Origin of the sequence: Streptomyces sp. NBC_01431 (assembly GCF_036231355.1) — a bacterium.
Taxonomy (GTDB): Bacteria; Actinomycetota; Actinomycetes; order Streptomycetales; family Streptomycetaceae; genus Streptomyces.
Map to the genome: position 1 here is coordinate 5,787,692 of NZ_CP109496.1, position 11,249 is coordinate 5,798,940.

Below are 11,249 nucleotides of genomic sequence, written 5' to 3' on the forward strand. Positions count from 1 at the left end.
CAGTACCGGCGGATCACTGCCCGTCCAGCCCGCCGGTGCACGCCGCGCCCGGCTCGGGCGTCTGCGGGCCCTGCACGTACTTGGTGAAGAACTGGTCGACCCGCGGGTCGTCCGCGCTGCCCACCGTGAGCTGCCTGCCCCACGCGCTCAGCATGATCGCCCCGGCCTGCCCCCGGTACGGGCTCATCAGCGAGTACGGCGTCCGCGACACCTTGCCGGCGAGCTTCTGCACATCACCGGCGGGCGCCTTGTCCGTGTACGTCACCCACACCGCGCCGTGCTCAAGGGAGTGCACGGCGTTCATGTCCGGCACGGGCTTGGGGTAGACGTCGCCGCCGCAGTTCATCCACACCGGGGCGTGGTCGCCGCCCACCGGCGGCTTCATCGGGTAGGTCACCGCCGTCGTGACGTGGTTGCGGGTCAGCGTCCTGGCGTCCCAGTCCTTCTCGCCCGCGATCGGCAGGTTCGGATCGGTGGTGGCCGGGAGGTTCGGATCGGCACTGGCCGGGGGCTGGGCCCGGGTCGTCGCCCGGCTCGTGGCGCCGTCGCCGCTCGACCTGCCCAACTCGTACACCCCGAACCCGACGAGGCCCGCGATCGCGACGGCGGAGGCGGTGACCGAGCAGATCACCACGATCCTGCCGCGCCGTTGGCGGGCCTGCTCGGCGCGGCGCAGCTCGTCCATGTGCGCCTGGTGGCCGGGCCCCGGGGTGCCATTCGTGATCATCTGTCCGTAACGTCCTTTTACAGAGGGGGAGTTGGGGCGGAGCAGGCGCCATGACGCGCGTGAGCCGCACTCCCCCCATGGGCGCAGATCGTAAAGGAGGGAGTGCGGCTCACCGCAGGCCGGGGCGCACCCGGCCGGGACACCGGCGCGGGTTCAGCCCACGTGGACCCGGGGCCGCAGGCTCAGGTCCGGTTCGGCCCGGCGCAGCACCTCGCGGGTCACCGGCGCGACCTCGCCGTCACCGAACACCAAAAAGCGCAGCAGATGGCTGAGCGGATGGCCCTCGGTCCAGTTGAAGTAGGCGTGCGGCACCTCACCGGTGCGGTCGCGGAGCTCCATCATCACGGCCGCGATCGTGTTGGGCACCACCGCGCCCTCGACCCGCAGCCTGCGCACCCCGTGCTTCTCGTCGCCGTGGACGGTCAGCTCGGTGGTGAAGTCGGAGGAGTTCTGGATGAAGACCTCCAGGAACAGCACGGGACGGCCGTCCGGGATGTGGGTCTCCTCGCGCTGGCTGTACTCCTTGGCGCGGTACTCCCGCGTCGAGTGCTCCTGCGGTTCGTTCGCGATGATCCGCAGGGGGCCGCTGCGCGCCGCCTCGTCCACGAAGCGCGCGGCGCACTCGTCGAAGGTCACCGCCGTCGCCCGCAGTTCGAAGGCGCGGTGCACTCGCGAGGCGAACGACGACACCACGATGCCCACGATGAACAGCAGCGCGATCTTGATGCCGTCCGGCCGCTCGATCACATTGGTGACCAGCGTGTACGCGAAGACCGCGGTGATCACCCCGAAGCCGAGGGCCGCGACCCGCCTGCCACGCCGGTGCACGGCGACCGTCGAGGCGAACGAGGCCGAGAGCATCAGGACGAGCACGCCGGTGGCATAGGCACCGCTCTGTGCGTCGACGTCGGCGTCGAACCACCAGGTGATGAAGAAGGCGATCGCCGTGAAGATCAGGATCAGCGGCCGTACCGCACGGGTCCACTCCGGCGCCATCCCGTACCGCGGCAGATAACGCGGTACGAGGTTGAGCAGGCCCGCGGTGGCCGAGGCCCCGGCGAACCAGAGGATGGCGATGGTCGAGATGTCGTACACCGTCCCGAAGCCCTCACCGAGGTTCTGGTGCGCGAGGAAGGCGAGGGCGCGGCCGTTGGCGCCGCCGCCGGCCTTGAACTCGGCCGCCGGGATCAGGATGGTCGTCGCGAGGCTGGAGACCAGCAGGAAGCCGCTCATGATCAGCGCGGCGGTGGTCAGGAGCTTGCGGGTGTCGCGGACGCGGCCGGCCGGCTTGGCGCGGGTGTCCGAGGCATCGCCCTCGATCTGCGGCATGACCGCGACGCCGGTCTCGAACCCGGACATGCCGAGCGCGAGCTTCGGGAAGACCAGGAGCGAGACCCCGATCATCGCGAGCGGCGAGGAGTGCTCGGCGGTCATCGCGTCCCACCAGTCGCCGATGACGACCGGCTCGGTCGCGATCTTCCACACGGCGGTGGCGAGGACCACGAGGTTCAGCGCCAGATAGACACCGACCAGGCTCACCGCGATCCCGATCGCCTCCTTGAACCCCTTGAGGAAGACCGCGCCGAGCGCCGCGACGAGGGCGAGCGTGATCCACAGGTTGGAGCCGTGCAGGAAATCGGGGGCGAAAGGATTCTCCACGACATGCGCGGAGGCGTCCGCGGCCGACAGGGTGATCGTGATCATGAAGTCGGTGGCGGCGAAGCCGAGCAGCACCAGAACGAAGATCTTCCCCGCCCACCAGGGCAGCAACCGCTCCAGCATCGCGATGGAGCCCTCGCCGTTCGGCGACTCCTTCGCGACCCGCCGGTAGACCGGCAGCGCGCCCCCGAGCGTCAGCGCGATCAGCACCAGCGTCGCCAGCGGCGAGAGCAGCCCGGCGGCCAGCGCCGCGATGCCGGGCTGGTAGCCGAGTGTGGAGAAGTAGTCGACACCGGTCAGGCACATGACGCGCCACCAGCGGTGTCCCTTGTGCTCGGCCGGCGGGGTGCCGTGGGGGCCGGGGTGGCGGGCCGAGCGCTCGCTCAGCCCGTTGAGCAGCCAGCCGCGCCAGGAGCGTCGGTCGGCGGGTACGACAGTGGTATCCGGAGGGTCGACCTGGGTGCCGGTCATGCGCGGTTCTCCTCAGCCTTTCTGCGAGCAACGAGGAGCGAGTATCCACCACATCGTCACCCGGGGAACGCGCCGGGCCGCCTCTGAGGAGGGGACGTGCTGTAGGTCATACCGGGTGCGTAATGTGGAGGTAATCCCGCGCCTCGATACTGAGGATTCCCCCGCCGTCCCCGTTCCTGACGGGGTAGCGGTGCACAGGCCGTCTGAACTGCAAGGATGTGGCTATGGACAAGCAGCAGGAGTTCGTGCTCCGGACTCTCGAGGAGCGCGACATCCGGTTCGTGCGCCTGTGGTTCACCGATGTGCTCGGCTTCCTGAAGTCGGTGGCGGTCGCCCCGGCCGAACTGGAGCAGGCCTTCGACGAGGGAATCGGCTTCGACGGCTCGGCCATCGAGGGCTTCGCCCGCGTCTACGAGTCCGACATGATCGCCCGTCCGGACCCGTCCACCTTCCAGATCCTGCCGTGGCGGGCCGAGGCGCCGGGCACCGCCCGGATGTTCTGCGACATCCGGATGCCGGACGGCTCCCCGTCCTTCGCGGACCCGCGCTTCGTCCTCAAGCGCATCCTCGCCAAGACCTCCGACCTCGGGTTCACCTTCTACACCCACCCCGAGATCGAGTTCTTCCTTCTGAAGGACAAGCCGCTCGACGGGACCCGCCCGGTCCCGGCCGACAACTCCGGCTACTTCGATCACACCCCGCAGAACGTCGGGATGGACTTCCGCCGCCAGGCGATCACGATGCTCGAATCGATGGGCATCTCGGTCGAGTTCAGCCACCACGAGGGCGCGCCGGGCCAGCAGGAGATCGACCTCCGGTACGCCGACGCGCTGTCCACGGCGGACAACATCATGACGTTCCGCCTGGTCATGAAGCAGGTCGCGCTCGAACAGGGCGTGCAGGCGACCTTCATGCCGAAGCCGTTCTCGGAGTACCCCGGCTCGGGCATGCACACCCACCTCTCGCTCTTCGAGGGCGACCGCAACGCGTTCTACGAGTCCGGCGCCGAGTACCAGCTCTCGAAGGTGGGCCGCTCCTTCATCGCCGGTCTGCTCAAGCACGCCGCCGAGATCGCCGCGGTCACCAACCAGTGGGTCAACTCCTACAAGCGGATCTGGGGCGGCTCGGAGCGCACGGCGGGCGCGGGCGGCGAGGCCCCCTCGTACATCTGCTGGGGCCACAACAACCGCTCGGCCCTGATCCGCGTCCCGATGTACAAGCCGGGCAAGACGGGCTCCTCCCGCATCGAGGTCCGCTCGCTGGACTCGGGCTGCAACCCGTACCTCGCCTACGCCCTCCTGCTCGCGGCCGGCCTCAAGGGCATCGAGGAGGGCTACGAGCTCCCCGCGGGCGCCGACGACGACGTCTGGGCCCTCACCGATGCCGAACGCCGGGCCATGGGCATCGAACCCCTCCCGCAGAACCTGGGCGAGGCGATCACCCTGATGGAACGCAGCGAACTGGTCGCCGAGACGCTGGGCGAGCACGTCTTCGACTTCTTCCTCCGCAACAAGAAGCAGGAGTGGGAGGAGTACCGCAGCGAGGTCACCGCGTTCGAGCTGCGGAAGAACCTGCCCGTCCTCTAGGTCAGGCGAAGTACTTCTGGGCCGCCCGGACGCCCTCGGCCAGGGCTGTCACCTCGGCCGGGGTGTTGTAGACGTAGAAGCTCGCTCGTGTCGTCGCCGGGACGTTCAGGCGGCGGGCGAGCGGGCGGGCGCAGTGGTGGCCCGTGCGGACGGCCACTCCTCGGTCGTCCAGGATCTGGCCCACGTCGTGGGGGTGGATGCCGTCCACCACGAACGACACGGCCGAGCCCCGGTCGGTGAGGTCTGCGGGGCCAATGATCCGCACGCCGGGGATCTCGCCCAGGAGGTTCAGGGCCAGGGCGGTCAGCTGGTCCTCATGTGCCGCCACCGCCGGCATCCCGAGGGCTTCCAGGTAGTCGACCGCCGCCGCGAGCCCCACCGCCTGGGCGGTCATCGGGACGCCCGCCTCGAAGCGCTGCGGGGGCGGGAGGAACGTCGAGCGCTCCATCTCGACCACCTCGATCATCGAGCCGCCCGTCAGGAACGGGGGGAGGGCGTCCAGCAGGCCCGCGCGGCCCCAGAGGATGCCCACACCGCTCGGGCCGAGCATCTTGTGGCCGGAGAACGCCAGGAAGTCCGCGCCCAACTCCCTCACGTCGACCGGGCGGTGGGGGACCGACTGGGCGCCGTCGACCACCACCACCGCGCCCACCGCGTGCGCCCGGTCCGCGATCGCGCGGACCGGGTTGAGGGTTCCCAGGACGTTGGACTGGTGGGTCAGGGCCACCACCTTCGTCGACTCGTCGACCAGGTCGTCGAGGCCGTCCAGGTCGAGCCGGCCGTCGTCGGTGAGGCCGAACCAGGCGAGGCGGGCCCCCGTCCGCTCGGCGAGCTGCTGCCAGGGCACCAGGTTCGCGTGGTGCTCCATCTCGGTGACCACGATCTTGTCGCCGGGGCCGAGGGTGCCCGCGTTTCCGAGGGCGTACGCCACCAGGTTGATGCTCTCGGTGGTGTTCTTCGTGAAGACGATCTCGTCCTCGGCCGCGCCGACGAAGGAGGCGATGGTGCGGCGCGCTCCCTCGTAGGCGTCGGTCGCCTCGACCGAGAGCTGATGGGCGCCACGGTGCACGGCGGCGTTGTGGTTCAGGTAGAAGTCCCGCTCCGCGTCCAGGACTTGGAGCGGCTTCTGTGTGGTGGCACCCGAGTCCAGGTAGACCAGCCGGGCCCCGCTGTCGAGGGTGCGTCCCAGGATCGGGAAGTCCTCGCGTATCCGCTCCACGTCGAAGGCCGTCACGTCGTACGTCATCTTCCGGGTGCCCCCTGCCGCGCGTTGTCTAACGTCTCAGGAATCCTTTTGCCGTGAGGGACGCTAGACCTTCTCACGGCGAACGGCAAGCGTTAGCATGAGAGCCGTGGATCATGACGCGCCGCACTACCTCCATCAGCTGCCGGTTCCCGGCGAGGAGCGCTTTGCCTCCCTCGCCCTGGTGAACACCCGGTTCGCGCTCAGCCACGGACAGGTGGACCTGCTGGAGGACGCCGACGCCGCGCGCCTGTGGCTCGTACGTCATGAACTCCTGCCGGATCGCACCGTTCTGAATGGCCGTCAGGCGTCCCGGCTGCGCTCGCTTCGCGAGGCGCTGCGGGAGTTGTACGCGGCGCGGGCCGAGGGGGAGCGGCCGCCCGCGGCGAGTCTGGACGCGCTCAACGCCGCGCTGGCCGCCGCGCCCCCCACCCCCCGCCTGGTGTGGACCGGCCGCGCTCCGCACCGCGCCGACGAACCCGACGCCGGGAACCCGGCCGGCGCGGCCCTCTCCCTGCTCGCCGAGGACGGCGCCGACCTGCTCACCGGGCCCGACGCCGCCCAGCTCGCGCCCTGCGGCGCCCAGGGCTGCACCCGCTGGTTCCTGCGCTCCCACGCCGCCCGGCGCTGGTGCACCACCAAATGCGGAAACCGCGTACGGGCCGCCCGCCACTACGCGGCCCGCAAGACCACCACCTGATCAGTCTGCCGTCTCTCAACTCCGCGCCTAGCCAAGGGAATTGACCATGCCGTTCGTCACCGTCGAGTACTCCGAGCGGCTTGCCGCCACCTTCGACCGGGCGGCCTTCGCCCGCGAGGTGCACGAGGTCGCGCCCGCTGGGATCAACGCGACCACCGACGCCTTCAAGACCCGCTTCCGGCGCATCGAGGAGTCGCACTTCGGCCCCGGCGAGGAGGATCTCGACGCCGTCTTCGTCCAGGTCGCGATCCTCTCCGGGCGCACCCCGAAGGCGATCGAGAAGCTGAGCGAGACCGTCCTGGAGATCGCCCGCAAGCATGTGACCGCGGTGGACGGCCGCCGCCTGCACGTCATGGTGGAGACCCGGGAGATGGAGAGGGACTACTACCGCGCCCACAAGGAGTAGGCGCGGCCGCCAGAAGTCAGCCCAGGTACGCCGGGGCGAGGCCCGCCGTGAGCAGGCGGCGGGGCTTGCCCGTGCCGTCGGCGGGGACCGCGTACAGGTCGGAGCCGTAGTCGCCCGGCAGCGCGTAGGCGACCGTGTGGCCGTCCTGCCAGACCGCCTGGTCGTCGACGCTCTTCGACTCGGCGAGGGCACGCTCGCGCATCGTCGCGAGATCCAGGGCGTACAGCCGCCAGGGGGCGTCGGCGGGCAGGCCCGGCACCCGCTTCTTGTAGACGATCCGGGTGCCGTCGGGGGAGAGCGAGGGGCACTCCACGTTCGCGTGGACCGTGGTCACCGTGCGGGCCGCGAGATCGCCCCGTACGAGATAGGTCGAGCCGCCCGTCGCCATCGTCGCGTAGAACAGCCGGTCGTCGGCGGCGAAGGTCACGCCCCAGAAGTTGGTGTCGGCGGCGTGGTGCTCCTTGCCGTCCTTGAAGGCCGTGAAGTCTTCGAGGGACGGGGTGAGTTGCCCGGTGGCGGTGTCGAGGATCGCGGTGCGGGTCGAGAAGTTGGTGCCCGCGTACGAGTCACCGCCGACGAACACCGTCCAGGCGACCCAGCGGCCGCTGGGGGAGACCCTGGCCCGGGTCGGGATGCCCGGCAGGGCGTAGTGCGCGCGTTCCTTGAGCCGGGCATCCAGGACCACCGCGCGGTAGGTGTCCTGGACGGCCCCGTGCTCGGCCTGGAGGCAGATGCCCGTGCCCGCCGCCGCGTAGAAGCGCAGGCACTTCACGCCGGAGGCGGTGCGCGGGCCCGTCGGGTCGGCGGCCGCGACCGTGGTCAGCTCGTCACGGTGCGGGCCCCACGCCATGTTGCGGAACACGATCCGGCGGGAGGCGCCGGGCGTCAACGTGACGTCTCCCCCGGCCACTTGGGGGCCGTCGGCCTGCGTCTGGTTCTTGCGGTCCGCGCGGCCCGCCGCGTGCAGCACGGAAGCGGTACCGACGCCTGCCAGCACGGCGAGGGCCGCCACCAGCACCAGGATCTTGTTGCGCAGTGTCAAGGCCGGGCTTCCTTCGGGCTGGTCGAGGGGCGGAGCAGGAAGGCTCCCACCGCGCAGGCGGTCAGGGCGGTGGCCGCCGTGCCCAGTGCCGTCCGGTCGCCCCAGGCCGTCCAGGCCGCGCCGAAGGCGATCGAGCAGACGAAGCGGGCCGCGGCCTGGCCGGTCTGGATCAGCGCGAGCCCGGAGGAGCGCAGCCCGGCCGGGACCGATCCGGCGGCCGCGGCCATCAGCACGCCGTCGGTCGCCGCGTAGAAACCGCCGTGCAGGGCCAGCGTGAGGAACGGGAGCGCCGGGCTCTGCCAGCCGGTCAGGAGCAGCCCGTACGCGAGCAGCAGGGCCACGTGTCCGCCGAGGAACACCTGCCAGCGGCCCACCTTGTCCGCGAGGCGCCCCAGCGGCACGGCGAGCAGCAGGAACGCGGCGGCCGTGCCCAGCGGGAGCAGCGCGAACCAGCGGTCGGGCACGCCGAGGCGGTGCTGGAGGAGGAGGTAGACGAACGAGTCGCTCACCGTCGCGAGGCCCAACAGGAGGGCGGCGAGGGTGAGATGGCGTACGGTCCGCTCGCGCAGGAGCGCCAGAGCCGCCTTCAGCGAGGGGCGAGGGGCGTCCGGCGCGGGGGCCGTGGCGGTGCGGGAGGGGACGAAGAGGAGCAGGACCAGGACGCCGACGGCGGCCACGCAGAAGCTCACCGTGAACACCGCGTCGTAGCCGTCCGCCGCCTGACGCAGGATCAGGAAGGCGGTCAGGGGCCCGAGCAGGGCGCCCGCCGTGTCCATCGCGCGGTGCACGCCGAAGGCCCGGCCGCGGGATTCGGGGGCGCAGGCCAGGGAGATCAGGGCGTCGCGCGGGGCCGTACGCAGGCCCTTGCCGGTGCGGTCCGCGGCGAGCACCGCGCCGATCACCGGCAGTGAACTCGCGAGCAGCAGAAGGGGTTTGCACAGCGCCGACAGCCCGTATCCGAGGACGGCGACCGTCTTGTGGCGGCCGCCCCGGTCGGCCAGATGGCCGCCGAGCAGGCGCACCAGCGCGCTGAAGCCGTTGTACACGCCGTCGAGCAGGCCGAAGCCGAGCGGGGACAGGCCGAGGCCGGTCACCAGGTACAGCGGCAGGACGGCGGTGACCATCTCAGAGGAGACGTCGGTGATGAGGCTGACCGTGCCGAGCGCGAACACGGTGGGGGCGACGGCCGAACGCCGCCCGGAGGTGATCCGGGCGGCGTCGGGCGTGGCGGCGGGAGTGCCGCGGCTGTCCGCTACGTACACGTCAGGAGGCCCAAATGCCCGTGATGTCGGAGGAGTTGGCGGCCTGTCCGGCGTGCGAGGTGCCGTACATGTCCTCGATCGTGCGCAGCAGGTTGTAGTGGTTGTACGTGGTGGCGGACGACGAGCCCGGGGTCACCGGCTGGCCGTACAGGACCGTCGGGATCTTGTTGCCGGCGAGCCGGTTGTCCTCGTCGAAGGTGACGACGAGCAGGCTGTTGTGGGTCTTGGCCCAGGTCGCGTACGCGCCCAGGTTGTTCTTGAGCCAGGTGTCACCGGTGGCGACCGAGCAGTCGTGCATGTCGCTGCACAGGTTGGGGGTGACGAAGGAGACCTGGGGAAGCGTCGAGTAGTCGGTGGGGAACTGGTCGAAGGTGTACGCCGAGGAGGTGGGCACGTTCGAGAAGCCGAACCACGGGTTGTGCTTCTGCGCGTACCTGCCGCTGGAGCACGTGGTCGAGCCCTGGCTGGGCAGCGTCTCGTTGTAGCTCGCCCACGTCTTGCCCGCCGCGATCACCTCGGAGGCGAGGTTCGGCGCGGAGGAGAAGCCGGGGGTGACGCAGCTGTCGTCGGTGATGCCCTGCGTCGAGCCGGAGAACAGCGCGTAGTAGTTCGGCTGGCTCGGATGGGTCTCGGCGTACGAGGCCGAGAGGTTGGCGCCGCCGGACTTCAGCGAGTTGATGTACGGGGCGCTGGAGCTGCCGATGACCTGGTTGTACGCGTGGTTCTCGAAGACGACCACGATCACGTGGTCGGGGGTGGGGACGCTCGCGGCGGCGTGCGCGGACGACGTCGCGCCGAGGCCGGTCCACAGGCCGACGGACGCGGCCGCGAGGCCGAGGGTGGAGAGCAGGGCGGTGCGGGTGCGGCGCGGTCTTGGCTCGCCGGACACGGCTACCTCCGGGATGAGGGGGGATGGCGGGGCGGTGCATCCAGAGGTTAGGGGTGTGCATGTCAACACGGAAGGTGAACGTGAGTGAAGACCCGGGGAACGTCCCGTGCCCACGGCTGCGGCAACGCCATGGAACACCTCCGTCCCCCTAGTGTGGGACCAATGACCAGCTCCACCCCCCACCCCGGTCCTGGCAGCCCCCGAACCCCGGAACGCAGTCCCTTCTTCGACAACGCCAAGTTCCTGCTGATCGTCCTGGTCGCGCTCGGTCACAGCTGGGAGCAGGTGTTCACTCCGCACACACACGGGCTCAGAGCCCTGCACAACCTGGTCTACGGCTTTCACATGCCGGCCTTCATTCTTCTCTCCGGCTACTTCTCTCGCAGCTTCACCGGCCGCCCCGATCAGATCCGCCGGCTGCTCACGGGAGTGCTGGCGCCCTATCTGATCTTCGAGACCCTCTACAGCCTCGTGTACCACTGGCTGCGCGGCGGAGAGCTGGCGATCACGCCGACCTCGCCGACGTACCTGTGCTGGTTCCTCATCGCGCTGTTCGTCTGGCGGCTCACCACGCCGATCTGGAACGCCGTGCGCCATCCGGTGGCCATCTCGGTCGTCGTCTCGCTCGCCGCGGGCACCACGGTGATCGGCGAGGACCTGGCGCTGCCGCGGGTGCTGATCTTCCTGCCGTGGTTCGTCCTGGGGCTGCGGCTGCGCCCCGAACACTTCGCCCGGCTGCGCACCCGCACGGCCCGCCGCGTCGCGGTGCCCGTCTTCGCGGGCGCGCTCGTGCTCGCCTACCGGCTGTCACCCGCCCCGAGCGACGACTGGCTGTCGATGGACGTGGGAAACGGCGCGCTGCACGTCTCGCCGGTGCGGTACCTGCTGCTCAGGCTGGCCCTGTTCGCGGTGAGCGCGCTCCTTGTGGCGTCGTTCCTGGCGCTGGTGCCGGGCCGCCGGATGTGGCTCACCGCGTTCGGCGCGGTCACCCTCTATCCGTATCTGCTGCACGGCCTCCTGCTCCGGGTCGTGGAGCACTACGGGTTCTTCCGGGTGGTACGGGAGACGGGGCTCGCGGGGCAGCTGGTGCTCAGCGCCCTCGTGGTGGCGGTGATCACCCTGCTGTCCACGCGGCCGGTCCGGGCGCTGGCCCGGCCCCTGGTGGAGCCGCGGATGCCACGCAGGCTGGTCCCCGCGCCGCAGGCGCCGGCCGTGGTGGCCGCGCCCGCTGCCGAGCGGGAGAAGAGCCTGGTGCCCTGAGACC

The 11,249-nt window shown here is 70.6% G+C and carries 10 protein-coding genes; 4 read left to right on the forward strand and 6 right to left on the reverse strand.

What is annotated here, in order from left to right; all coding sequences use genetic code 11:
• Positions 1 to 13: 13 nt before the first annotated feature.
• Both OG522_RS26455 and OG522_RS26460 read right to left on the reverse strand, forming a co-directional pair.
• The gene (locus OG522_RS26455; protein ID WP_329465491.1) at positions 14 to 727 is read right to left on the reverse strand and encodes a DUF3105 domain-containing protein; all 714 of its coding nucleotides are present in this window, start codon (positions 725 to 727) and stop codon (positions 14 to 16) included.
• A 153-nt stretch (positions 728 to 880) separates the two neighbouring features.
• Positions 881 to 2,857, reverse strand: coding sequence for an amino acid transporter (locus OG522_RS26460; RefSeq protein ID WP_329465492.1), 1,977 nt, complete (start codon positions 2,855 to 2,857; stop codon positions 881 to 883).
• A gap of 224 nt (positions 2,858 to 3,081) precedes the next feature.
• Here OG522_RS26460 and OG522_RS26465 point away from each other — a divergent pair, with 224 nt between their 5' ends.
• Positions 3,082 to 4,443 carry a glutamine synthetase family protein gene (locus tag OG522_RS26465; RefSeq protein WP_114035578.1) on the forward strand — a complete coding sequence of 454 codons (1,362 nt, stop codon included), beginning with the start codon at positions 3,082 to 3,084 and terminating at the stop codon, positions 4,441 to 4,443.
• 1 nt (position 4,444) lies between these two features.
• Here OG522_RS26465 and OG522_RS26470 read toward each other — a convergent pair whose 3' ends face one another.
• On the reverse strand, positions 4,445 to 5,689 hold the full coding sequence (locus OG522_RS26470; protein WP_329465493.1) for a SufS family cysteine desulfurase: 1,245 nt from the start codon (positions 5,687 to 5,689) through the stop codon (positions 4,445 to 4,447).
• 97 nt (positions 5,690 to 5,786) lie between these two features.
• Here OG522_RS26470 and OG522_RS26475 point away from each other — a divergent pair, with 97 nt between their 5' ends.
• Both OG522_RS26475 and OG522_RS26480 read left to right on the forward strand, forming a co-directional pair.
• On the forward strand, positions 5,787 to 6,386 hold the full coding sequence (locus tag OG522_RS26475; protein WP_329465494.1) for a CGNR zinc finger domain-containing protein: 600 nt from the start codon (positions 5,787 to 5,789) through the stop codon (positions 6,384 to 6,386).
• Positions 6,387 to 6,432: 46 nt separating this feature from the next.
• Complete coding sequence (locus OG522_RS26480; protein WP_329465495.1) at positions 6,433 to 6,792, forward strand: 5-carboxymethyl-2-hydroxymuconate Delta-isomerase; 360 nt, start codon at positions 6,433 to 6,435, stop codon at positions 6,790 to 6,792.
• Between the two features lie 16 nt (positions 6,793 to 6,808).
• Here the strand turns inward: OG522_RS26480 and OG522_RS26485 are convergent, their stop codons facing one another.
• Genes OG522_RS26485 through OG522_RS26495 form a run of 3 tightly spaced genes read right to left on the reverse strand, consistent with a single transcriptional unit; the run spans position 6,809 to position 9,985 of the window.
• The gene (locus OG522_RS26485) at positions 6,809 to 7,834 is read right to left on the reverse strand and encodes a TolB family protein (protein WP_329465496.1); all 1,026 of its coding nucleotides are present in this window, start codon (positions 7,832 to 7,834) and stop codon (positions 6,809 to 6,811) included.
• Positions 7,831 to 9,096: an MFS transporter gene (locus tag OG522_RS26490; protein WP_329465497.1), complete on the reverse strand. Its 1,266-nt coding sequence runs from the start codon at positions 9,094 to 9,096 to the stop codon at positions 7,831 to 7,833. Before OG522_RS26490 ends, OG522_RS26485 begins: the two co-directional genes overlap by 4 nt.
• Position 9,097: 1 nt before the next feature.
• On the reverse strand, positions 9,098 to 9,985 hold the full coding sequence (locus OG522_RS26495) for an alkaline phosphatase family protein (protein WP_329465498.1): 888 nt from the start codon (positions 9,983 to 9,985) through the stop codon (positions 9,098 to 9,100).
• A 162-nt stretch (positions 9,986 to 10,147) separates the two neighbouring features.
• Here OG522_RS26495 and OG522_RS26500 point away from each other — a divergent pair, with 162 nt between their 5' ends.
• A complete protein-coding gene (locus tag OG522_RS26500) occupies positions 10,148 to 11,245 on the forward strand; it encodes an acyltransferase family protein (protein ID WP_329465499.1) in 1,098 nt (365 codons plus the stop codon).
• The last annotated feature ends 4 nt before the right edge of the window (positions 11,246 to 11,249 follow it).

What these genes read in the sequence shown, in the direction of transcription:
- OG522_RS26480 (WP_329465495.1), top strand. Translation starts at nt 6,433, where the DNA reads ATGCCGTTCGTCACCGTCGAGTACTCCGAGCGGCTTGCCGCCACCTTC.
- OG522_RS26455 (WP_329465491.1), bottom strand. Translation starts at nt 727, where the DNA reads ATGATCACGAATGGCACCCCGGGGCCCGGCCACCAGGCGCACATGGAC.
- OG522_RS26475 (WP_329465494.1), top strand. Translation starts at nt 5,787, where the DNA reads ATGAGAGCCGTGGATCATGACGCGCCGCACTACCTCCATCAGCTGCCG.
- OG522_RS26500 (WP_329465499.1), top strand. Translation starts at nt 10,148, where the DNA reads ATGACCAGCTCCACCCCCCACCCCGGTCCTGGCAGCCCCCGAACCCCG.
- OG522_RS26470 (WP_329465493.1), bottom strand. Translation starts at nt 5,689, where the DNA reads ATGACGTACGACGTGACGGCCTTCGACGTGGAGCGGATACGCGAGGAC.
- OG522_RS26460 (WP_329465492.1), bottom strand. Translation starts at nt 2,857, where the DNA reads ATGACCGGCACCCAGGTCGACCCTCCGGATACCACTGTCGTACCCGCC.
- OG522_RS26465 (WP_114035578.1), top strand. Translation starts at nt 3,082, where the DNA reads ATGGACAAGCAGCAGGAGTTCGTGCTCCGGACTCTCGAGGAGCGCGAC.